The following is a 23,979-nucleotide window of genomic DNA, read 5'->3' on the forward strand; positions in this document are numbered from 1 at the left end:
TAATGATCAGTACAACTTTGTATTCCCTCTATGGTACTTTCAGTTGAACATGATAGCGATAGCGGTCCCCACGATAATAAATTTCAGCATATTCAACTAAGCGATTTTTGTGGTCTTTAGTCAGACGTTCGACATATAAAAGTGGTGTATTCATTTCAATTTTTAATAAGTTGGAGAGTTCTTCATCAGACACAACTGACTCAATGGTTTCTTGTGCTGTTGTTACTATAAAACCTTGACTACGCATAATTTGATACAGTGATGCATGTTTGTCAGCAAGATCTTTTTCTTTTAGCTCAATGTATGATGGACAATATACTCGTTGAAATCCAATACATTGATCATCCACGTAGCGAAGGCGTTCGTGTTTGCTGACCTCCGCTCCTTTTGGCAAATCTAACTTACTACACAACACCTCATTTGCTTCCAAAGATGTATTTAAAGAAATTAACTCTGAATGATTGGACTGCAGTTTATTTTCTTCCGAAAAACTTAGAAGGGTTTGTAATTGCAGTAATTCTTTCGTACTGAGTACAATTGTACCTACACCATGAATTCTTTTGATAAAACCTTCATCTACTAAAAGTTGCAAGGCATGACGAACTGTAATACGGCTTACTCCGTATTTTTCTTGAAGTTCCGGTTCAGTCAAAAAAGGTTGCCCAACTGGATATTTTCCTTCATTGATTTCTTTTTTCAGCTCTTCATAAATCGAGAGATATTTTACCTTTGGACTTATCATTTTCATTCACCACATTTGCTAAAGATTCAGCCAAACTAGTTAAATCGTAGCTATTCGCTGATTGAACATCACGAAACAGTGGCGTAAAACGTTCATCATCTGGATCAATCAATGCCCCAACCATGGATCCTACAATTGTCGCAATCGTATCAGTGTCGTATCCTACATTCACTGCATCTATGATCGCATTAAAAGGATCTTGTTTGTTTAGGGCGATAATTCCAAACGCACACGGAACTGCTTCTGAGATATGGAGCCCACTACCGATGATTTGAGCTAGTCGCTGTAGTTTTTCTTCATGGGTACCAGATTCATTAACTATAGTATACGCTAGTTTCATGCGTTCAACAACGCTGGGACCGCCAACTTCTCGGGAATAAACTTTGCCTAATTCTTCTCCCCGACAAGCGCCATAAATCCCTATTGCTACTAATTGGTCCACAGTTGCATGGTCACACAAAGAGGCTGACACTGCTGCCGCAACTGCAGCTGCTCCAGAAATAGCCAGTGCATTATCATGAGTTACTTGCGTTATAATCAACGCTTCTTGAATAGCTTTTTCAATATCTCCTGGGTTTAATATCCCTGCAGGTGCGATTTTCATTGCAGCTCCGTTCGTAGCTTTTGAAGCATAGTCTACAGCCATAGCTCCCGGTAAAGGCGCCATTTTTTGATCAGGATTTTTATACATTGCAATCGCACTTCGCGTAGTTGGACCTGCAAATCGATCGAAGTACCATGTATTTTCTGACCATTTCAAGATGGCTGTCTTCACTGTTTCAGAATCAATTACTCCTCTATTTTCTATAATACTGTGACACAACGTATAAATTTGCGAAAAATCATCTGTGACTTGTCCAGCTTCATTCCCTAATGCAAAAGCACCTTCCTCTGGTTTTAAAAAGGTAGAAACTTTGCCATTGAACTTTGTTCTAATTTGATCAAAAGTAAGATTTTCTGTTGCAGCTCCCATAGCATCTGCAATAGCTGCTGCCCCCAATGTACCTTGAATTTTTATTTGTAAACTCATATAAACTATCTCCATTCTCTTATTCTTTATTTCATTTCAGCTTCTGGGTCTTTTATACCTAAAATGATTGTTAGGATCATTCCACCAAAAAATGCAATCACCAAACCCACAATGTACGCCCAAAGTGTAGGACCCGCAAAAGCTGGAATGGTGGTTAATCCTCCAAATACAAAGGCGTTACCAATAACATTAAATGCACCCATAAAAGCTCCACCCATTGCAGCACCAAGACAGCCAGCAATCAACGGTGTTTTAAATTTTACTCCTAGACCGTAAATAGCAGGTTCTACAATTCCAGATAAAAAGACAGAAGTAATTGCAGTCAAAGAAAAGTTCCTTAATTTGGTATTTTTTGATCGTAAGAAAACTGCAAATGCTGCTCCTGCCATCCCAAAGTTTGCAGTTGCGCCATACGCAATGAATGGTGAGTGACCTGTGCTAGCGATTTCCGGAATAATAACCATGGTATTTGGTGCCCAATGAACACCAAACATGATCAAAATATTCCAAATGCCACCTGTAATTGCCCCTGTAATAATCTGATTGATTCCTGCTAAATAATTTACAAATCCAGCAATACCAATACTAATATAGTTACCTAAGGGACCAAAAATACTGGCAGTTACAGGCACTAACACAAACAAAAGAACGGTTGGTATCAAAATCATATGCAAACTATTCGGAATTGTTTTTTTCATGAAATGTTCCATTTTCGATTGTACCCATGTTGTAAAAATTGCGGGCAGAATCTGCGAAGTGTAGTTAAAGACTGGAACTGGTAAACCAAAGAAAGAAATCGTATTGCCCCCGTCCCCTTGGATCAAATTAATAAAGTCTGGCATAATCAATGCACCAGCGACTGCGATGGCAATATAAGGACTCGTTTTAAATCGGTTTGCTGCAGTTACCGAAACTAGTAACGGTAAGAAGTAGAAGACAGATGTTGCAGCAAGTGTCAACATCAAATTTGTCGAGCTATCCGTAGATAAAATTCCGACCTCATTTGCAAGAATTGTAAACCCTCGAAGAAGACCCGATCCGGCTAATAAAGGTAATAATGGCGAGAAAATACTCACTACGAGTTGAACAAACTCATTTATTAAGCTCTTTTTTGTCTGGACTTTAGAATTTTTTTCATTGGTCGTTTCATTATTTTCTCTATTCAATACTTTTAAGAAGTCTTCATAAACTTCCCCTACATTCGTTCCAATAATTATTTGATACCCGGAATCTTTATTGACTACTCCTGTCACACCATCCAATAATTCTATTTTTTCACTTTGAACTAACTCACGTTTCTTCAGACTTGGGCGTAATCTTGTTGCACAGTGAGTAATTGACTCAATATTTTCTGTTCCGCCTAGATACTCTAGAATCTGCTGGGCTAACATTTCATTTTTCATGATAATTCCCCTTTCTATAATGAATTAGCTAGTCGTTATGACGTCATATCAACATCTAAAATATACCCCTAACGCCCTCGAGTGTAAACGATTACAAAAGAAATATATCCAAAGATTTATTTATCACTCATAAATCTGCTTTCAAGATTTAGCTTTTTTGAACACGTTCTATTGAAACTATTTTTTAACACTTTAGCTAAAAAGAGGATAGAAAGAAACTCCCTGTGATCTCTGTTCTAAGACGTCTTATTCTAATCATATTATAATCTGTTTTAATCAAAGTAAACATTCACTATAAAACTTTGAACTGTAAGAAGATGCATAAAGTCCACCAAAGTAGTTTCATTTAGAAAAATTTATCAAGTATATCTATTATTCAACTATCTCATTTCTAATTTTATTATAAATTAATGAGTTTGTATCAGACACCCAAGAAGACTCTCTCGTCAAATCTAAAAATAAAAGGATGAATTTGAAAATTAATTGATTTGGTTTTTATGCGATAATACACTTCTTAAAAATGAGTTTTAACAATGATTTTCGGAAATACTACAGCTATCAAAAAACAAATTCTAAACACACTAAATTTAGAAGAAATATGAATAGCTTTTCTACTTGCACCACTAAAGACACCTCTTCTCATACTTATGAATATGAGAAGAGGTGTCTTTATGTATTATTTATCTTGCGTCCGATCCAAAATAAAGTCAGTAATGTTTAATCTAAGTACCGAGGTATGACTTCACGAATGAGAAGGATTTTCTGAACATTGATGAACTAGCAATAAAGATAAGTAAAATTTCAATATAGAACGAGTTCGTTTTTCTTACTCTTCGTTTCATCTCCTTTGATTCGAGTCTGAAACTTTAAAAATTTTCATTTGATGCAATAACTTATGTGATATTTTTCATTGAATTTGATTAATACTTGAGTTGTTTTATTCTAAAATATATCGATTGCCCCCCATGATACAACTATTTCCAATCAACTAATCATAAAAGGGAATCAATTTAACCGTCTTTCATAGATTTGACATAGTAACGTTTTTCTCACCTGCTTAAAACCTGCTTTTTCTAACACTCTGCAAGAAGCATAGTTTTTATGTTCCACCTTTCCAAAAATGCGCAGCTCCTCTTGTGCTTCTTCCAAATATGGTTTTACCCAGTCTATGACTTGGTTTACTGCTTCTGTTGCATATCCTTTATTTTGATAATCTTCGCCAATATAATAACCGACTTCAAAATGTTTTAAGCGTTTTTTACCATGATACTTGGATACTTCTACAGAACCTACTAAATTTCCAGAACATTTCTCTTCAATCGCAAATGCATATTGGTCTTTTGTAATATCGATCACACCGCGCCACAGCTTACCATTTTTTTCGATTTGTGCTTTTCCTCTTTTTTCATTAAGTTTTGGGAGGAAATAAAACCATCTGCGATACGTTTTTTCATTGCATAGCTTGACTAGTGTCTCCAAGTCCTTCATTTCATTTGGTCTATAAATCAGACGCTCGCTAGTAAGTATATTCATATTTTCTCTCCAATCACTTCGTTATGCTGAGACCTACTCGGCTTCTACTTTCAAGCACAATTCTATTGAAGGAATTTGCTCTTTTTTATAATACTTTTCGAGCGAAAAAGAACTTACCCTTATTTCGTGTTTTGGAAGCCATACATCAAATAAATACCTATATGCCTCGTTTAAAGCTTCAGTAACAAGCTTTTCTTTTGTTTCTGCCTCTATTTTGCAGACAATATACAAACCTCCAGGAACAATTTTCGTGACCATGTCTGCAGAAACAGGGATTGCCGCATCTAATGTTCTTGCCCCGACAAAATAGTGAAAATGATTTTGGGAATGACTCGCTAAATCGGATATACCTACTTCCACATCTGTATCGACTATTCCTTTTAGAGTGTGTTTCTTCTGATGAAACGTTCGCCATAATTCCCCAGGTTGATCAACACCTGTCTGCTGCCCTACAGGAAGTTGTTTGCCTAAAAAAATTGTCTCGTTATACCCTAAATACAATTCTTCATCTAGTTCTTTCTTTTCAATCTCAATCACGATTTCGTTTACTATCAATGGCACGCCCTCATCAATAGAATGATAATTTAAGAATAGATTGGGTTTCCTAATCACATTCATTCGTGGTCTTGTTTTTCGATAGACTTCAGGCGTTAGATTGTATGCCTCTTTGAATATTCGTGTAAAGTTTGAAGGATCCGTAAATCCTAGCTGGTTAGCGATGTCAATGATTTTCAAGTCTGTCGTTTTGAGCAACTCTAATGCAATTGCTAGTCGCCGCAACTTAATATATTCCTGTACCGGCCTATGAACCAAGCGTTTAAATAACCTTTGAAAATAAAATTTTGAAAGATACACCTGATCAGCTAATCGCTGGGCATTGATTTCCTCTGAAATATGCTCTTCAATATATCTTAGTGATTGATCGATTGCTTCCCATGCATGCATGTAATCCCTCCCTGCTTAATCATATATTTTACAAGTATACTAATAGTTTCGCTGGTCACCAAGTGCTCATTCTGAGACATTTGAAGACTATCTATTTTGATTGAGCACTGTTTTCCAGGACAACGAGGCAGTTCCGATAGATTAAGCTTCTAGAAACTCGCTGATTTTTGACTCACCTTGCAGCTTCTTCATAACTTCATTGAATGTTTTCTGTCAAATTTTGTGTGTTCATGTCTAAGTATTGTTACAGTAAAAGCAACAGTGCCTTTCTCTTTTTTTGCTTCAAAAATGAGAAAAGGAAACCATGAATGGTTTGCTATAGTGGTGAAAAGAAAGAGAGGGATTAGTTATGGAATATCGTATCGTTGAATTAGATAGTTTTAAGTTAGCAGGATTTAAAAAAGCGTCAACCAATGAAAAGCAGCAGGGAATGAAAGATTGTCCTGCCTTTTGGAATGAAACGGTGTCTTCTGGAAAACATGAGCTGCTATTGCCTTTAATCAACCATGAACCTTATGGATTGATTGGTGCAAGTTTTTATAACGTTGATAACAGAGATGCTAAAAAGTTCGACTATTATATTGCTGTCGCAACAACCAGTGAGACCCCTAAAGAATTAACAGAAATAGAAGTATCGGCAACTACTTGGGCTGTTTTTCCATGTACCAGAAAAACTTCTGGAAAAACACAGTTTGCCATCGTGACTCAATGGGCGGCGCAGACAAGTACCTACGAATTATTGAATACAGGTTATGCAACAGGCGAGATGGTTTCCGGCGGACCAGATTTGGAAGTTTACGGTCAAGACGATGCGGTTGAAATCTGGGTGCCTGTACGAAGAAAATAGTCGAAGCAAACAAATAAAGGTTCGTGACTTTTCCTCGATATGCTATTCTTATTAAAGAGAATTACAGGAGGAGTTTCATGTCAAAAGACCTTGAACGTTTTTCGGCTATCTTAGTGTATATTGAAAATCATCTGTTTGAAGATATAGCACTTAAAGACTTAGCGAAAAAGGCGTTGCTTTCAGAATATACGTTCCATCGTTTTTTTACTTATTTAACAGGTTTTTCTTTTTCAAACTATTTGCGTAATCGTCGTTTTTCCGAAGCTGTTGACTTGTTGCGCCAGGAAATTCCCATTGATGAAGTGTCTGAATTATGCGGCTATGCCAATCGTTCTGCTTTTAATCGTGCCTTTTCTAAATTTCACGGGCTTCCACCAAGCCAGGCAAAATCGATTCATGCAGCGGTTAATTACTTTCCACCGATTCGTTTGGATGTTCAGATTAACGGGGGGAAAACACTCAATTATCGTATTGAACATTTGCCGAGTTTTACCATCGCTGGAAAAATGAAGGAACTTCTTTTAGACGATGAGCTGTTCAAAAACACTGAAAAGCAATGGGATTTTTGTTTCAAAGATCCAGCATTACGAGCGTTTGCCGAGAGTGATGCGATCCATAAAAATTTTTTTGGCTTGAAGCGAGAGCCTTATTTCGCCATCGCCAATCCCGCTCCAGCTAGGTCGGGGTATTTGAATTATTTTACCGGTTTTGTTTTAAGCCAGGCTGTTAAAACTGAATATTCGACGCTTGAAATTCCTAATCAGATGTATGCTGTTTTTGTAAGCGAACCCTACGATTACCGTAAGTTAGAAAATGTCTCAAATACTTATTACCAATTACAGCAGCAAATATTCAATACCTGGCTGCCTCAAACCCGCTATCAAAAAATCGAGGGGCCGGAATTAGAAACCTATGTGTCTTTGGAAGATCAAGCTTACTTAGAAATCTGGATACCAATCGAAAAGTAAATAGAACGTGTGCAAGGGTATGTATCACATATCCTTGTTTTTTTCAGTTATTTTGTGGGTCAAAGAATTAGCTGAATATGCCCATTTTGATCACATATCCATTTAGACATCAGAAACGGGACTGCTAAAAAACCAATAAAAATAATTTGAAGAAAAAGAGTCCAAAAACCTTTAAGTTTTCGATCCTTATTTCTAAGAATTTTTTTGGAACTAATCCATCATCAAAACTTGCTGTTAGTAGATGAAACAAAAAAGATTCTGACGGTATTTATCAGAATCTTCCTCTTAAAATATCCCTGCCTCGATAGGCAGCTTCCTGTTTACACTAACCTAAAAGAAAAGTAATAAAAAGAGGTCATCTTCTCAAATGAACGTCACGCTGATCAATAAAAAGAAACACCCCTAAGACTACCATCATCACCGAAATTGCTGTCAACGCGGAAAAATCCCCATTATTTCCAAAGTGAAGCAATTTCCAGAGACGAGATAATTGTTCGACATTTGCAGCCTTTACTGAAACTTGAATAACGTAATATAGAAGAAAAAGAAGCACACTCGTACCAAAAGCTTTTGCAATTGCGTTCGTAATCCTTTTCTTTTTCTCTTCATCCTCTGCTTTGAAGTAAGCATAATATGTCCAATAGCCACCGTAGATTGATGCTACAGCGGAAATCGTCACTAGAACATATTTTGAAAGACTATATAGGATCTCCCCAATGTCCATAAGAATAACCTCTCAATCTGTTTTATACTTGGTACAGTACATTCATTTTTAGAATTGATCCGGCGACATTTTTTAAGTATTTTACGGTCTATTTAACAAGAAAATGTAGTGAATGCGGTGTCGGATTTGCAAGTGTCATTCCGCATCTTTCTTTAAGATACGTCTTCCAATCATGGGTAGCTGCTTTTAAGATATCTTCTTCTGAAAAATACCGTAAAATATTCGTTTCCTTTGGCTCACTAAATTCAAAAATAATCGAAATTTCAGCTTCCAAGTGATTAATCAATGCAATGTGATCAAAAAAATTTTCGTGATTAATTTCTTGAATCGTTGTCTGGAGTGCCACACAGTTTTGATGAACTTTTTCTTTCAACTTGGGATAGTCGGTATTAAAAAAAGGCTGATCAGTGTGTTCTATAAAATAATCTAAGTAATCATGCATCGTTTCGATATCTAAGTCTTCCATCGTTCATTCCTCCTTATTTAAGCTTATAACAAATAGTTGATGCCTCTTTTTACGTTTTACATTCGGAATAAATAAAAGACTGCAAATAACCGTCGGCATTCGAAAGTTATCTGCAGTCTATTCAAATCATAATAGACCTGAGTCACTTTCTACGAAAGAACTCTCCGCCATTCTGATCTTCTGTTATTCGAGTATCTATCAGGTTACTTAGTATTCCGTCTTAAGCGTTTAAAGAACATACCAAGCAATGCGGCAACCACTGCTACACCGCCATATAAAGCGAATGAACTTGTTGCTTCCCCAGTTTTTGGAAGGTTTTTCTCGTTTGTTGCCGGTGCCTCAGAATGATCACCAGGTTCTGCCTGTTTACCACTTGGATCGTTTGGTGTCTCTGTCTTCGTGTACGTAACTGTTACTTCAGAATCTTTATCTGTTGCAGTCATTCCTGTTCGTTCTTTGACTGTTTCAAGATCTGCTGTGTACCCATCGATTTCTGCACTCTTGACTGCATCAAACGTTGTATCATTGTCTTTGGCTTGCCACTCACCATAGGTCTTCTCCCCTGTGACTTCATTGGTAGTCACTGTACGGGTAAAGGTCACCGTATCTACTTTGTCTGGTGCGGCTTCTTTTCCATCTTCATAGACATAGTGGATGGTTTGTTTCACTTCTTCAGTTTCCTCAGACTTAATCATATTTGGTGTGTAAGTGACAGTGATTTCACTATCTTTTGACTCTTCTGTCAAGCCAGTCACTTCTTCGACAGTCTCTTTGTCAGCATTGTATTTGTCAATTTCTGGACTGTCCACTGCATCAAACGTTGTGTCGTTATCTTGAGCTTCCCATTCCCCATATGTCTTCTCATTCGTTGCTTCATTGGTGGTCACTGTTCGGGTGAAGGTGACTGTATCTCCTTTGTCGGCTGCGGCTTCTTTGCCATCTTGATAGACATAATGAATGGTTTGTTTCACTTCTTTGGTTTCCGTTGATTCCACCATGTTTGCCTTGTAGGTAACGGTCACTTCTGAATCTTCATCTTCTGCTTTCAATCCAGTGACTTCTTCGACAGTTGCCTTATCTGCAGTGTAGTGCTCAATTTCTGGACTAGTTACTTCATCAAAGGTGGTATCATTGTCTTTTGGCAGCCAGTCACCGTAGGTCACTTTATCGTTTTCGAAGTCTTGGACGACTGTTCGAGTGAAAGTTACCTTGTCTACCTTGTCTACTGCGGCTGCTGTGCCATCTTCATAGACATAATGGATCACACGTTTGACTTCTTTCATCTCTACCGAAGCCATCGGGTTTTGTTTATAAGTAACGGTCACTTCGATATTTTTCGAGTCAGCAGTGATACTCGTGACTTCTTCCACGCTTGTCTTATCCGGCGTGTACATTGTAATCGCTGGACTGTTCACTTCATCAAAAGTGGTGTCGTTGTTTGTCGCTGCCCAATCATCATAGGTAACCACACCGGTGGCTAGATTTTTGGTGGCATTGCGAGTGAAAGTGACCGTGTCAACATAATCATCGGCTGCTTTTGACCCATCGCTAAACACATAGTGCACAGTTAAATTCACTTCTCTTGATTCAGTGGTAGTTTCCATTTTTGGTTTGTAAGTAACAGTGACTTCACTGTCTTTTGACTCTGCCGTTAAACCAGTGATTTCGTCGACAATCTCTTTATCTGCCGTATAGTTCGTAATCTCTGGACTAGTTACTTCATCAAAGGTGGTGTCGTCGTCTTTGGCTTGCCATTCGCCATAGGTTTTCTCTCCTGTGGCTTCATTGGTGGTCACTGTTCGGGTGAAGGTCACTGTGTCCACTTTGTCCGGTGCAGCTTCTGTGCTATCTTCATACAGATAATGGATCGTTTGTTTCACTTCTTTAGTCTCGGTTGATTCCACCATGTTTGCCTTGTAGGTAACTGTTACTTCGCTGTCTTTTGACTCTGGTGTCAAGCCGACCATTTCTGGCACACCTATTTTATCTGGTGTGTAGTTGGCTATTTCTGGACTGACTACCGCATCAAAGGTAGTATCATTGTCTTTGGCTTGCCACTCACCATAGGTTGTTTCCTCTGTGGCTTCATTGGTGGTGACTGTTCGGGTGAAAGTGACTGTATCCACTTTGTCAGGGGCGGCTTCTGTACCGTCTTCATACAGATAATGGATCGTTTGTTGCACTTCTTTGGTCTCGGTTGATTCCACCATATTTGCCTTGTAAGTAACCGTTACTTCGCTGTCTTTTGACTCTGGCGTTAAACCAGTGACTTCTTCAACAGTTGGCTTGTCTGCAGTGTAGTGCTCAATTTCTGGACTAGTCACCGCATCAAAGGTTGTGTCATCGTCTTTGGCTTGCCACTCACCATACATTGTTTCCTCTGTGGCTTCATTGGTGGTGACTGTTCGGGTGAAAGTGACTGTATCCACTTTGTCTGGGGCGGCTTCTGTACCGTCTTCATACAGATAATGGATCGTTTGTTTCACTTCTTTGGTCTCGGTTGATTCCACCATGTTTGCCTTGTAAGTAACCGTTACTTCGCTGTCTTTCGATTCTGCTGTCAAGTCAACCATTTCTGCCACACCTTTTTTATCTGGCGTGTAGTTGGCTATTTCTGGACTGACCACCGCATCAAAAGTGGTGTCATTGTCTTTGGCTTCCCAATTACCATAGGAGGTTTCACCGGTTGCTTCATTGATAGTGACTGTTCGTTCGAAGGTTACCTTGTCCACGTTGTCAGGTGCAGCTTCTGTGCCGTCTTCATACACATAGTGAATCGTTTGAGTCACTTCTTTTGTTTCTGTGGTGGTAGTTGTTTTGGCTCTGTAAGTGACCGTGATCTCTGAATCCTTATCATCTGCCGTTAAACCGGTGACTTTTTCAATTCTTTCGTTATCTGCGAGATAGTTATCAATTTCTGGACTAACTACTTCATCAAAGGTTGTGTCGTCATCTTTGGCTTGCCAGTCATCGTACGTTACTTCTCCCGTAGCTAAATTTTTCATGCCATTACGGGTGAAGGTGACTGTGTCCCGTTTGTCTGGGGCTGCTTCTGTGCCGTCTTCATACACATAATGGATGGTTTGAGTCACTTCTTTTGTTTCTGTGATAGCTTCCAATCTTGGTGTATACATAACTACGATATCGTGGTATTCCTCTTCTGGTGACACATCAATGACTTCTTCAACATAGTCTGTATCCGCTGAATAATTTTCGATTTCCGGACTTTTTACTCCTTCAAACATAGAATCATCGTTTCGGGGCTTCCACTCACCATAGGTCTCAACTCCAGTAGCTTCATTAATGGTGACTGTTCGTATAAATTCTATTGTATCCACATGATCCGGCGCGGCTTCCGATCCGTCTTCATACAAATAATGGATTATCCGTGCGATTATTTTACTTTCCTCTCTCGTTTCTATTTTAGGGCTGTAAACATACGTGACTGTTTGGGGATTTTTGCTAACGATTCCTGTCTCATCACCTTGCACTTCTTTCAAGATATATCCAGGGATATCTTTCGGAGTAATCGTATATGAATCGCCTATATTGCCACCAGTCATTATACTTGGAGGAAGTAATTCTTTCCCCTCTTCATCGATATAATTCACTGTGATTGGTGCCCCTTCAATATACCTTGGCTGCCATACATAAGTATCAGCCATAGTCGCTCCATCATAATTCAATACCAGATCCTTAGACAGGAATACCTGATCACCATAAGGAGCGTCTATCGTGCCTGATCCAACATTTTGCCAATAACCGGTATAATAGCTTGAACTAAATCCAATCATTCCACTTGGATTTGTCAAATTAACTGGGTACTCATTACCTGGCCAATTGTTCCAGCCGACAAAGCTGAATTTTTCCCCTAGTCGTATTTCTTTTAGATATCGTGCATTTGCTAGAAATTGATTCATTCCAGCCCCTAAGGCTTTGATTACATTGGTACTATCAAAATTTGATAAATCTAAACTAGTCCCTCTAAAGCCATAAAACATGCTGTTCATTGTTGTGGCTTGACTTGTATCAAGCAAATGTAGATTCACGATTTCATCCAACTCTGAAGGCACTTTTCCATAATGGCCAGTGCTTTCAAATAGTCCAGGAACATCTGCTGGAAGAACAACAGGGGCAGTGAGAACTACTTTTCTAATAGTCATGTTTGATGAAACTTCTGCTATTGGAATCACTTGATCTACCGTTGTAGTAAGCGTGCCTTCTCCTACAGTTAGAACTCCCTCAATATCAAGGGTTGCTGGAGCAGTCCCCCACATTCCACTCCAAAGGATATTGTCTGCAAGAGCAGCCTTCTTTTCTTCAGTTGCTGCTGTACTGTCTGTCGACGCTTCTGAACTATTTTTCTCTGCATCTTCTTCAGATTCCGTTTTAGTTGCTGCAAATTCTTCTGCTGTCGCTTGCTCTTCAGATTCTATTGCTTCTGACTCTGTTCCTACAGTTTCCTCGACTACTTTTTCTACTTCTTGCTGTTCAGGCAACAACTCCCCCGCAGTAAGCATTGTTTCTTCTGCTGCTGTAGTGCTAATTGATGCAGCTGATGCAGGAATACTAAAAAGTGCTTGTGTAAAAATCGGGCTGCCTAATATAAATACAGAGGAACTGACAAGAATACGTGATACGATTTCTTGCTTCTTCGATCTTCTCATTATTTTTCCTTCTTTCTATCTAAGTGAATGAACACAGTCTCGTTCTATCCAATGCAAAAAAGCTGTCAACTGACAACTACTTCAGACATATTTTAATACTCCTGTTGTCCTCATCCCTTAAGTCTGTATTATCACATGGCTCTGAGTAGCGAACACGACAACATCTGCTCTAAAAAAGACAAGATTCGTCCTGTTTAAAAAAAATAATTAAAATCCTTTGGAAATTATGACAAAAAAGAAAATAATCATATTCATATCAGTATTTCAACGGATTATGCGAAAAGATTTTGAACATGGAAGATCTCTTTTTATTCCTAATCATTCACTTAGAGAAAAGACAAAAAAACCGCAATACAAGCGTTTGAGCAAATCAACTGTCTCAACGATAAAAGGACTTGCCCACTTGCGCAGCATTGCGTCAAAAATATCGTTTAGAGTTGTTTTCACTGTCACTTATATTGCAGTCATAAAAATGGATAAGCAGTCATACTTGCAGCCACGTGTTTTGGGTCTGCTAAGTATTCGCTTGTTGATCTTGAACATTTGATTTAGTCAAGTTCACACCTTAGCTGTTGATACTGCCAATTCGAAAAAGATCGTCACTAGCAGATACGGATATCTAACGTTATCTGTAATGATTCTATAGTGAGGTATTTGTCCCTGTTTCTTGAATAGACTCATTAATAGACTCATTTTGGAACTTTTCGATCGCCTCGACTAATTCAAGCCAGCGATCTCCGGTGGGGAAACTATTCCATTTAAAGAAACGTACTTCGCGATTTTGATTAATAAAGTATTGACGATCGACAGGATAATCCGTCACGACAAAATCCGGCTTTTCTGATACAAAAGAAAGAGTATATCCAAACCATCGTTTTAATCGCTCTTTTTGCCTAATTTCCTGAATTTTTCCAAATTTTGATTCATGAAAAACCCGCACAGTTGACCGATCAATTCTAGCTACAATCGAAAGAAGCATACTGTACTGAAAAAGCAGGCGGTTATTTGAGACATACAGCGTACTAAAAATCGATGATTGTTCTGATAACGATTGGTACATCTCTTGAACCAGTGGAAATAGTTTAGGGAATACTCTTCGATAATCTTTGTCTGTTGTTGTTTTTCCAAAAGCATCAATCTTATTTTTAGAAGCAAACATGAGAGAGGTTGAATGGATGTTCAATGCATTGACAAAAAGATACATTGTAGCACTATCAGGAACAAGAAAAGCTTGTTTCGCTGTTTCCGAAAAAAGTTTAGCGGCTTGTAAGCTCTCTTCTGAAAAATGATTTGTCATCGTCAACTCTGTAGGGATCTCCTCAGGTAAATAGGTGGTCATTACTGAAAACATATAATACAAGAAGATATACTCATTTTCTGAAGTTTCATTTAACAAATAATTATCTCTTAAGAGGGGCATTATAAGCTCGTTTTTGAATTGCTCAAAAGGAATAGTGAGATGGCATGTTTCTGTCATTCCCGGTGGAATTTCTTTCAAAGCAAATCCTCTCTTTAAACGATAGAGACTTAAAGCCAGTAATTGGATAAACTTTTCTTGATCGATTCCTCGGTAACAACTTGGATACATCGCGAGTCTTTCTTTGAAACCAGTAATACTTTTTTGAGTCAGGCCAAAATAACGTACATTTGAGCCATCAAAAATTTGCCAATACATGATATGAAAAAAATGCCTAATACGATATTCTTCTCCTACAAATAACGGCTTCCTCTTTAAATTCAACGAAATATTATAATTTTCAAGGATATCCATGATCTCCTTGAGTTTTCTTTGAACCGTGCGATTACTCACAAAATGCTGTTGCGCTGTATTCTCCAAGGATACATATTTCTCTCTGAATAATCGGTCCAATATTTGAAAAGGCATGCTTTCTTCTAACATGACAGAATATAACTTAGAAAGTAAAAAATTTGAGGCAAATCGAAGTGAAATGGTTCTTCCGTCAATTATTTCGATATCATAAAAGGGATACCGTTCTCTCAAATCCAGTGCACGGTCAATAACTAAAACAATTCTTCTTTTCGAAACACTTAATTTATTTGCCAAGTCGCTTATACTTTCATATTCCTCAGCATTTTCAAAAAAATAAGCAAATACTTCATAGACATCTTGATCTAATTTAGTTAAAAGAAACTTATACATACCATCACCTCTTAACCTCTTACTTTAAATAAATTATACCTCTTCTACCTTCTAATATCATTGATTGTGCATTAATCCATAATGTTTTGGTTTTATTTGAGAAACGTTTAAACCTCTACCTAAATAGATCGCCTATTTCGTCTTGTATTATAAGTATCTATTATCTTTCTTCTCCTGTTGATCTCCATAATCATTTTCCCTCAGATGCGGAAAATGTTGCGTAACAATCAAGTGTCCAGACAGTTGTTTCTTATCTAGGCATTTTATTTATAGAATCAGACCTATTAAAAAAAACATCAAAGTTGGTAAATACACTTTGATGTTCATAAAACATTTTTAGGATAGCTTGTCAAAAGATTATCGAGAGCCCCTATCATCAGCAGGAAATTCTCTAAGTCCATTGGTTAGCGTCCTATTACTCATGTTGATAATTGACTAACGGACCCAGACATGAGATGCCCAAGGTTCGCCTTTATTTTTTCTTCCGGCCAGTCCCACCAACGGACCTTTTGTAAATACTGAATCGTTTCATCATTAAATCTTTTTCTGATTGGTTTCGCAGGAACGCCTCCTACAATGGTATATGGCGGTACATCTTTCGTGACTACAGCTCTAGTACCTATAATGGCACCGTCTCCAATCGTTACGCCTGCCAGGATCAGTGACTCATACCCGATCCAGACATCATTGCCAATCACAATATCGCCTTTATTGTCCCATGCAGCAGCCACATCGGCTTTATCAAGATCCCACTCTTCAAAAAATAGCGGAAATGTATACGTTGGAACGCTTGATAATGAGTGGTTTGCAGCATTAAACAGAAACTTTGATCCACAAGCAATGGAGCAAAATTTGCCAATAATCAATTTGTCATGATTGATTGGGTATTGATACAGCACATTATTCCTTTCAAACTCGCGTGGATCATTTACAAAATCATTATAAATCGTGTATTCTCCAACGCTAATATTTGGGCTAGTGATGGCATTCTTTAGATAGATCGTTTGTGTATCATTGGTTCTTGGGTAAATTTTATTTCGTGAAATAGTCATAATATTCTTCTCCTTTTCGTGTGTTAACGTTTGACTATTTCACATACTACAATGCACTTTTTCATTTTTTTACCTCTTCTCAATTTATGTACGTAATGAATATATCTAAATAATAGTACTTGAAATAGTAAGCAGCTGAAGAAAAAACCGCTACTAACATGGTATTTCATTCAACTGCTACGAATACGAGACACCTCAAAATCGATGTGCTTACCACAATTAAATCAAATAAATTATAGCCATTGTATACTCATAAAAAAACTTACACCAACAGTTAAAATAAAACAAGGATATTTAAATAAAAAAGACAGGATCCTTTTTATTCATTTGTGTTCTCCAGAAACTATATACGATTCTTTTTTTGAACGTTACAAAGAACTAACCACTAAAAACTATTGAGCAAATTGGTCAAAAAATCAGTCTTTTCATGACTATAACGGAACAGGTAAGGAGACAATATATAGCTCGACTACTAATAGTACTATGCATGCGAATAACATAAGATTTTCTCGACGATCATGGTTTGGATGAAGATAGGCTTCTGATTTTGGTCTATCTTTAATATCATCTTGTCTAACTTTTCTTCTAATCAATGCCACTCCTGAACCGACCGCCCAACACAAAGTGAACAGAATAAACAGCCCAAAAGATAGATAAATTTGTTTACCAATAGCAAGATACAGTAGAAAAAAGTCAATCAGCTTAATCGAAAACAAAGCGACTCTTCGCACCTTTCGTCCATAATAGATCCAACTATAACTCATGCACCCTCACTCCTTCTTAAATTTAATCACTACCTTTTGCTTTCATATTTTGACTTAATGAAAGATTTTCTCATCGATTCTTAGTATAATTTCCTCAATTTGTATCTCAAAAAACATGATTATAAATAAATATATACTAAAAAAATAAAGTGTCCAGAAAAAGATGCTCTCCGGACACTTTATTCATGTTCTTACTATAAATAATACACTTAATTTGATAGGTTCTTTTTTCGTTTACTGATTCTATACGATAAGAGAATTAGTAGGGTTCCTAAAATCACCAACATTGATTGTCCCAACGTTTCTTCTCCCGTAGCTGGCAAAGTCCCCCTAGAATCATTCTCTTTTTCATTATTTTTATGAAGAACACTATAGACATACACCACTTCCTGCGCTTCTTCACTGAAAATTCCAGAAGCATTATCTGGCGTCTCCACTACATACCAACCTGGGATTTCTTTCGCTTCACTGGTATATGGCAATCCGACTTTGCCACTTAAGACAGTTGGCTCTGCTAATTGGTTTCCTTCACTATCTTGGTATTTCACAGTCACTGGAGCGGCATCTGAACGTTCATAGATATACACCACTTCTTGCGCTGCCTCACTGAAAATTCCAGAGGCATTATCTGGTGTCTCTACTACATACCAACCAGAAATCTCTTTGGCTTCACTGGCATATGGTAATCCGACTTTTCCACTTAAGACAGTTGGCTCTGCTAATTGATTTCTTTCACTATCTTGGTATCTCACAGTCACTGGAGCAGCTTCACTGCGTTCGTATACATACACCACTTCCTGCGCTTCTTCACTGAAAATTCCAGAAGCATTATCTGGCGTCTCCACTACATACCAACCTGGGATTTCTTTGGATTCACTGGTATATGGCAATCCGACTTTGCCACTTAAGACAGTTGGCTCTGATAATTGATTTCCTTCACTATCTTGGTATTTCACAGTCACTGGAGCGGCATCTGAACGTTCATAGATATACACCACTTCTTGCGCTTCCTCGCTGAAAATTCCATAGGCATTGGCTGGCGTCTCTACTACATACCAACCTGGGATTTCTTTGGATTCACTGGCATATGGCAATCCGACTTTCCCACTTAGAATCGTTGGCTCTGATAATTGATTTCCTTCACTATCTTGGTATTTCACAGTCACTGGTGCCGCATCACTGCGTTCGTATACATACACCACTTCCTGCGCTTCTTCACTGAAAATTCCAGAAGCATTATCTGGCGTCTCTACTACATACCAACCAGGAATCTCTTTGGCTTCACTGGCATATGGTAGTCCGACTTTTCCACTTAAGACAGTTGGCTCTGTTAATTGATTTCCTTCACTATCTTGGTATCTCACAGTCACTGGTGCCGCATCACTGCGTTCGTATACATACACCACTTCTTGCGCTTCCTCACTGAAAATTCCATAGGCATTATCTGGTGTCTCTACTACATACCAGCCTGGGATTTCTTTGGCTTCACTGGCATATGGTAATCCGACTTTGCCATTCAAAATCGTTGGGTCGCTTAATTCGTTGCCGTCTGTATCTTCATATCGGACCGTAACTGGTGCCGCATCTGAGCGATCATACACGTAGACCACTTCCTGCGCTTCTTCACCAAAGAGTCCGGAAGCATTATCTGGTGTCTCTACTACATACCAACCAGGGATTTCTTTGGCTTCACTGGCATATGGCAATCCGACTTTCCCACTTAAGACAGTTGGCTCTGCTAATTGATTTCCTTCACTATCTTGGTATTTCACAGTCACTGGAGCGGCATCTGAACGTTCATAGATATACACCACTTCCTGCGCTTCCTCGCTGAAAATTCCAGAGGCATTGGCTGGCGTCTCTACTACATACCAACCTGAGATTTCTTTGGCTTCACTGGTATATGGCAATCCGACTTTGCCATTCAAAATCGTTGGGTCGCTTAACTCATTGCCGTCTGTATCTTTATATCTGACTGTGACTGGTGCCGCATCTGAACGCTCATAAACATAGACCACTTCTTGTGCTTCTTCAGTAAATACACCGACTGCATTATCTGGTATTTTGACCACGTTCCAGCCCGTGATCTCTTTCGGATTGCTTTCATAAGCCATACCGACTTTTCCACTTAAAACCGTTGGTTCACTCAGCTGTTCGCCTTCAGAATTCTGATACTTGACTGTTACAGGAGCTGCATCTATTAAATTGGGCTGCCAAACATACGTATCGGAGTCAGTTTCTCCATTGTAGTTTGCCATTAACTCGGAAGCCGACCAAATATTTAGCCCATTCGGGAAATCTATTGATCCTGTTCCAACATTGACCCATTTTCCTGTATAAATTTCTGATGAAATTGGACTAGGCAACATTGCATTTGTATGAAATGAAAATGACTGTCCTAATCTGATGGTCTTCAACGATTGCATACCGCTAAACATAGAAGACATATTCGTTACCTTACTGGTATCGAAACTTGATATATCCAGACTAGAGACTCTATTTAAGCCCTGAAACATTCGATCCATATTCGTTACTTGGCTAGTATTAAAATTGCTTAGATCCATACTGAATGTATCGAGATCACTTCTTCTTAGGTTTGCGAACATCAAAGACATGTCCGTAACATTTCTCGTATCAAAATTGCTTAAATCAAATTTATCGATATTAATCACATTCGCGAACATCAAAGACATATTCGTTACATTTCTTGTATCAAAATTGGAGACGTCCAAACTAGTCAAATCGAACAGTCCATTGAACATCGCATACATATTAGTAACGTTACTTGTATCAAAGTTGGATACATCGAGCTTTGTTAACCCTCGAGTATTATTAAACATGCCAGACATATTCGTTACTCGGCTAGTATCCAGCTTGTCCAAGCCTTCTATTTCAGTAAGGTCAGCCCACGTACTGCCGGAGTTACCAAATAAATAAGAAGAATCCTCACCAGCAATAACATTCCCCTCGAACACAATTTTTTTAACCCTATACCGGGACCAAGGGTTAATCTCAGAAGTAGATCGGAATGTTCCAGATCCGATATGGAGAACTCCGTCATAAGTGATATACCAATCTGAGGTACCATAAGTTCCCGAGGCCATATTTTCAGTAGGATCTTCAGTAGTTTGATTCTCTATTGCATCCATTTCATTTTGACTTCTAACTTCATTCTCACTTGAAGAAGAAGTCAATTCATTCAGTTCGACAGGTTCTGAACTATCTGATTGACTAAGTTCACTAGGCTCTGTTTTCCTTCCATCATTATCTTTCGTTGAATGAATACGTTCATCCTTACTATCACGAGACATTAAAGTTTCTTCTTGTTCCACAGCGATCGTGCTCTCTACTGTATCCTGTATAGCAACAGTATCTTCAGTCACTGAATCAGCGCTAACAACCATTGTCCATGGCGCTTGATTTAACAACAAGCCTCCCAACAATAGTATCCTGCTACACTTTCCCATACCAAGTCATCCTTTCTCTTTTAGTCTTTCTCTTTAGTATCCATATTCCGATTATCATCAATGGATGTTATTACCTACATGTTTTGTATTGTCTCTGTGCTAAAGGTGTTTTGTTAATCAAACCATGTGCTTTACCTGCTGGTTCGCTTTCAAGCTTTTAATAAGGTTCGATCTAAAGAATTTTCTTTAAAAAGTTGTTCCCAACCCTCAACTTCGACAAATGGATTTTCTGAGGCTTTCTGTATGCATGTACCTTCTTCTAGTGCCAAAAATCTTCGTTTTTTAGATAATAGTTTCTCATTTAGACATTTTTTCGACAAAAATCTATAATTCAAGTTTTGTAAGACATTCGAAGTTTTCGGATGTCTATTTTCGTGTTGTCCCAAAAACGAAGGTTTTTGAGACAGATAGATTATTTTACATTCTCTGAATATATTACTATTCATCGCAGCTTTCTCTTAATCAACTATTTCTCCAGACAGTGAAATAGTTGATTTGCTTTTTACTCCAACCTTATCTACAGTTCCAAATCAAATCGCTTCGCCTATCCTTGCTTTTTTTGTTAAGATAAAGAAATAATGAGTAAGAATTTAGGTGATGATTTATGCGACTGTTGTTTTTCTTTTTCCTTTTCACATTTTTGATTGGATTTCTCTTCTATTTATTGACCCGTCGCACGATCGCCGAAGTCTATCATGAATTGACCGATAAGAACCGCTTCTTTCGAGGCATCAAAGCTTTCTTCATTGGAATTTATCGCATTTTGACTTCTGTTTAAAAAAAACTGTCCAACAACAGATCTCTTGATCGTTGCTGGACAGTTTTTTGTTTGATTCGTCTTCTATTTCAATGGTTTCCATTGCCAATCTTGGACTTCAGCAATGTCATAGCCATTCTCACGGATAAAGTCATGGTGATAGGCAACCGTCTCTGTCATTCGTTGCGCAAAGTCGGCAGCTTGTTCGCCATAGACCCACTCAGCGCCGTCTTTCGCTAAATGGAAGCGATCAAGTTCAGATAAGATCCGCATGTCAAATGGTGTGGTGATATCGCCATTTTCACGATAGCCATGAATATGCAGACGCTGATTCTTGCGGCCGAAGAAAATGTCCCGAATCAGTCCTTCATAGCCATGGAAAGCAAAAATGATTGGCTTGTCCTTAGTAAAGTAAGCCTCAAATTCTTCATCTGTCAATCCACGAGGATCGACATCCGGATGACGTAGTTTCAATAAATCAACAACATTGATAAAGCGGATTTTCAACTCTGGAAACGCCTCATTCAGCAGGCTTACAGCAGCGAGAGCTTCTAAATTTGGCTCTGTCCCTGCTGCAGCGATCACCAAATCAGGTTCTCCTTGGTCTGTTGAAGCCCAATCAATGATCTTTAAGCCGTCTTTTACCAATATCTCCGCTTCTTCTGCCGTATAAAACTGCGGCCGAGGATGTTTCGAAGAAACAATCAGATTGATCTGTTCTTCAGTTTGGAATGTTTCTGCCATTACAGCCATCAAGCTATTGGCATCTGCTGGTAGATAGACCCGTACGAATTCCGCTTTTTTCTCAGCGATATGTGTCATGATCCCTGGGTCTTGATGGGTATACCCATTATGGTCTTGCTGGAATACGGTTGAGGAAGCAATCAAATTCAATGACGGATAGGCATGGCGCCAAGGCAATTCTTTCGATTTACGCGTCCACTTAAAGTGCTGAGTGATCATGGAATCAACCACTCGCAAGAAAGATTCATAGCTAGCAAAAAAGCCATGACGCCCAGTTAAGACGTAGCCTTCTAGGAAGCCTTCTGCTTGATGCTCCGATAATTGGGAATCAATCACCCGTCCGGTAGCACTTAGCCATTCATCATAGTTTGGCTGTTTTGGTTCTAACCATTGGCGATTTGTCACTTCAAAAACATGGTTCAAACGATTGGATTTGGCTTCATCCGGACCAAAGATTCTAAAATTAGTCGGGTTTTCAACAATCAAATCCCGAGCAAACTTTCCGAACTCCATCATGTCTTGAGCAGTGGTTGAGCCAGGAACACCAATATCGATCGCATGCTGTCGCCAATCGGTGATTTTCAACGGTTGAGGATCGATTCCCCCGTTAGTGATGGGATTCATTGCCATCCGTTGCTGTCCTTTCGGCGCAAGCTCTTGAATCTCCGCCTTGATGCGGCCAGATTCATCAAAGAGTTCTTCTGGCTTATACGATTTCAGCCAATCAGTTAGTGCATCCACGTGCTCCATCTGATGCGCATTGACTGGGATAGGTACTTGATGGGCGCGAAAACCGCCTTCAATCGGCTCTCCCTCCCAAACTTTTGGTCCTGTCCAGCCTTTAGGTGTGCGCACGATCAGAACAGGCCAGTGTGGCATGACTGCTTCATCAGCTTTTCCTTGACGGGCTTTGGTTTGAATCGCTTTGATCTGCTCAACGGCGCGGTCCAATGCTCTCGCCATTTGCGGATGAACAGTAGCAGGATCATCTCCCTCAACAAAATAAGGTGTCCAACCCATTCCTTCAAAATACTTGGTTAGGTCTTCATCCGATTTGCGAGCCAGAATCGTTGGATTAGAGATTTTAGCACCGTTCAGATGTAAGATCGGCAGAACAGCCCCATCTTTTACCGGATTGATAAATGTATTAGAAAACCAGCTGCCCGCTAACGGACCGGTTTCAGCTTCGCCATCTCCAACCACAACAGCAGCGATCACATCAGGATTATCAAGGACAGCCCCTGTTCCATGCGCGATGGAATAACCTAGTTCGCCCCCTTCATGGATCGATCCTGGTGTTTCTGGTGCCGCATGGGAAGCAATTCCTCCTGGGAAGGAAAAAATTTTGAAAAGATGCTGCATCCCGGCCTCATCTTGGGTTACTTCTGGATAGATTTCCGTATAACTTCCATCTAGATAGGCATTCGAAACCATCACCTGACCTCCATGACCAGGTCCTTCAATGTAGAACATATTCAAATCATATTTATTGATGACACGATTCAAGTGGGTGTAGATAAAATTCTGACCAGCAATGGTGCCCCAGTGACCAATCGGATTGACTTTCAGATCTTTTTCTTCAATGGGCCGCCGTAACAGTGGATTGTCTTTCAAATAGATTTGTCCGACAGAAAGATAGTTGGCTGCCCGCCACCAAGCATTCATTTTGTCAAAATACTCTTGGGTATCAAATGTTGTCTCCATACTAC

The 23,979-nt window shown here is 38.9% G+C and carries 16 protein-coding genes; 3 read left to right on the forward strand and 13 right to left on the reverse strand.

Annotated elements, in window-relative coordinates; translation table 11 throughout:
• Positions 1-28: 28 nt before the first annotated feature.
• From FE005_RS02320 to FE005_RS02340, 5 genes are all read right to left on the reverse strand, one after another.
• Positions 29-742: a GntR family transcriptional regulator gene (locus FE005_RS02320; RefSeq protein ID WP_003128214.1), complete on the reverse strand. Its 714-nt coding sequence runs from the start codon at positions 740-742 to the stop codon at positions 29-31.
• Positions 705-1,772 (reverse strand): ADP-ribosylglycohydrolase family protein, encoded by a 1,068-nt coding sequence (locus tag FE005_RS02325; RefSeq protein WP_029486318.1) that lies wholly within the window; start codon positions 1,770-1,772, stop codon positions 705-707. Before FE005_RS02325 ends, FE005_RS02320 begins: the two co-directional genes overlap by 38 nt.
• Before the next feature lie 26 nt (positions 1,773-1,798).
• Positions 1,799-3,175 (reverse strand): PTS transporter subunit EIIC, encoded by a 1,377-nt coding sequence (locus FE005_RS02330; protein ID WP_113849183.1) that lies wholly within the window; start codon positions 3,173-3,175, stop codon positions 1,799-1,801.
• A gap of 1,005 nt (positions 3,176-4,180) precedes the next feature.
• Positions 4,181-4,708 carry a GNAT family N-acetyltransferase gene (locus FE005_RS02335; protein ID WP_138371257.1) on the reverse strand — a complete coding sequence of 176 codons (528 nt, stop codon included), beginning with the start codon at positions 4,706-4,708 and terminating at the stop codon, positions 4,181-4,183.
• A 33-nt stretch (positions 4,709-4,741) separates the two neighbouring features.
• Positions 4,742-5,653, reverse strand: a complete 912-nt coding sequence (locus FE005_RS02340) for an AraC family transcriptional regulator (RefSeq protein ID WP_138371258.1) — start codon at positions 5,651-5,653, stop codon at positions 4,742-4,744.
• Between the two features lie 349 nt (positions 5,654-6,002).
• Between FE005_RS02340 and FE005_RS02345 the strand changes: the two genes are divergently transcribed.
• Positions 6,003-6,500 (forward strand): GyrI-like domain-containing protein, encoded by a 498-nt coding sequence (locus tag FE005_RS02345; protein WP_138371259.1) that lies wholly within the window; start codon positions 6,003-6,005, stop codon positions 6,498-6,500.
• Between the two features lie 77 nt (positions 6,501-6,577).
• On the forward strand, positions 6,578-7,468 hold the full coding sequence (locus tag FE005_RS02350) for an AraC family transcriptional regulator (RefSeq protein WP_138371260.1): 891 nt from the start codon (positions 6,578-6,580) through the stop codon (positions 7,466-7,468).
• 355 nt (positions 7,469-7,823) lie between these two features.
• On the opposite strand, the gene FE005_RS02355 is transcribed toward FE005_RS02350, so the two are convergent.
• From FE005_RS02355 to FE005_RS02390, 7 genes are all read right to left on the reverse strand, one after another.
• The gene (locus FE005_RS02355) at positions 7,824-8,192 is read right to left on the reverse strand and encodes a hypothetical protein (protein WP_138371261.1); all 369 of its coding nucleotides are present in this window, start codon (positions 8,190-8,192) and stop codon (positions 7,824-7,826) included.
• An 88-nt stretch (positions 8,193-8,280) separates the two neighbouring features.
• Positions 8,281-8,658 carry a hypothetical protein gene (locus FE005_RS02360; protein ID WP_138371262.1) on the reverse strand — a complete coding sequence of 126 codons (378 nt, stop codon included), beginning with the start codon at positions 8,656-8,658 and terminating at the stop codon, positions 8,281-8,283.
• A gap of 203 nt (positions 8,659-8,861) precedes the next feature.
• The gene (locus tag FE005_RS02365; protein WP_138371263.1) at positions 8,862-13,325 is read right to left on the reverse strand and encodes a MucBP domain-containing protein; all 4,464 of its coding nucleotides are present in this window, start codon (positions 13,323-13,325) and stop codon (positions 8,862-8,864) included.
• Positions 13,326-13,965: 640 nt separating this feature from the next.
• Positions 13,966-15,486, reverse strand: coding sequence for a helix-turn-helix domain-containing protein (locus FE005_RS02370; protein ID WP_113849168.1), 1,521 nt, complete (start codon positions 15,484-15,486; stop codon positions 13,966-13,968).
• 419 nt (positions 15,487-15,905) lie between these two features.
• Positions 15,906-16,538, reverse strand: coding sequence for a CatB-related O-acetyltransferase (locus FE005_RS02375; RefSeq protein WP_138371264.1), 633 nt, complete (start codon positions 16,536-16,538; stop codon positions 15,906-15,908).
• Positions 16,539-17,511: 973 nt separating this feature from the next.
• Positions 17,512-20,769: a MucBP domain-containing protein gene (locus FE005_RS02385; RefSeq protein WP_175413530.1), complete on the reverse strand. Its 3,258-nt coding sequence runs from the start codon at positions 20,767-20,769 to the stop codon at positions 17,512-17,514.
• Positions 20,770-20,918: 149 nt separating this feature from the next.
• Positions 20,919-21,215, reverse strand: a complete 297-nt coding sequence (locus tag FE005_RS02390; RefSeq protein WP_005470143.1) for a hypothetical protein — start codon at positions 21,213-21,215, stop codon at positions 20,919-20,921.
• Positions 21,216-21,373: 158 nt separating this feature from the next.
• On the opposite strand from FE005_RS02390, the gene FE005_RS16820 reads away from it, so the two are divergent.
• A complete protein-coding gene (locus tag FE005_RS16820) occupies positions 21,374-21,547 on the forward strand; it encodes a hypothetical protein (protein ID WP_005470142.1) in 174 nt (57 codons plus the stop codon).
• Between the two features lie 63 nt (positions 21,548-21,610).
• Here FE005_RS16820 and FE005_RS02395 read toward each other — a convergent pair whose 3' ends face one another.
• The gene (locus tag FE005_RS02395; protein ID WP_138371265.1) at positions 21,611-23,974 is read right to left on the reverse strand and encodes a phosphoketolase; all 2,364 of its coding nucleotides are present in this window, start codon (positions 23,972-23,974) and stop codon (positions 21,611-21,613) included.
• Between the last annotated feature and the right edge of the window lie 5 nt (positions 23,975-23,979).

The sequence above is a fragment of the Enterococcus sp. M190262 genome (genome assembly GCF_005843965.1).
GTDB classification, from domain to species: domain Bacteria; phylum Bacillota; class Bacilli; order Lactobacillales; family Enterococcaceae; genus Enterococcus_D; species Enterococcus_D gallinarum.

Coding starts and splice junctions, on each gene's coding strand:
- FE005_RS02350 (WP_138371260.1), top strand. CDS start 6,578: ATGTCAAAAGACCTTGAACGTTTTTCGGCTATCTTAGTGTATATTGAA.
- FE005_RS02390 (WP_005470143.1), bottom strand. CDS start 21,215: ATGAATAGTAATATATTCAGAGAATGTAAAATAATCTATCTGTCTCAA.
- FE005_RS02375 (WP_138371264.1), bottom strand. CDS start 16,538: ATGACTATTTCACGAAATAAAATTTACCCAAGAACCAATGATACACAA.
- FE005_RS02345 (WP_138371259.1), top strand. CDS start 6,003: ATGGAATATCGTATCGTTGAATTAGATAGTTTTAAGTTAGCAGGATTT.
- FE005_RS02320 (WP_003128214.1), bottom strand. CDS start 742: ATGATAAGTCCAAAGGTAAAATATCTCTCGATTTATGAAGAGCTGAAA.
- FE005_RS02330 (WP_113849183.1), bottom strand. CDS start 3,175: ATGAAAAATGAAATGTTAGCCCAGCAGATTCTAGAGTATCTAGGCGGA.
- FE005_RS02335 (WP_138371257.1), bottom strand. CDS start 4,708: ATGAATATACTTACTAGCGAGCGTCTGATTTATAGACCAAATGAAATG.
- FE005_RS02365 (WP_138371263.1), bottom strand. CDS start 13,325: ATGAGAAGATCGAAGAAGCAAGAAATCGTATCACGTATTCTTGTCAGT.
- FE005_RS02355 (WP_138371261.1), bottom strand. CDS start 8,192: ATGGACATTGGGGAGATCCTATATAGTCTTTCAAAATATGTTCTAGTG.
- FE005_RS16820 (WP_005470142.1), top strand. CDS start 21,374: ATGCGACTGTTGTTTTTCTTTTTCCTTTTCACATTTTTGATTGGATTT.
- FE005_RS02360 (WP_138371262.1), bottom strand. CDS start 8,658: ATGGAAGACTTAGATATCGAAACGATGCATGATTACTTAGATTATTTT.
- FE005_RS02385 (WP_175413530.1), bottom strand. CDS start 20,769: ATGGGAAAGTGTAGCAGGATACTATTGTTGGGAGGCTTGTTGTTAAAT.
- FE005_RS02325 (WP_029486318.1), bottom strand. CDS start 1,772: ATGAGTTTACAAATAAAAATTCAAGGTACATTGGGGGCAGCAGCTATT.
- FE005_RS02370 (WP_113849168.1), bottom strand. CDS start 15,486: ATGTATAAGTTTCTTTTAACTAAATTAGATCAAGATGTCTATGAAGTA.
- FE005_RS02340 (WP_138371258.1), bottom strand. CDS start 5,653: ATGCATGCATGGGAAGCAATCGATCAATCACTAAGATATATTGAAGAG.
- FE005_RS02395 (WP_138371265.1), bottom strand. CDS start 23,974: ATGGAGACAACATTTGATACCCAAGAGTATTTTGACAAAATGAATGCT.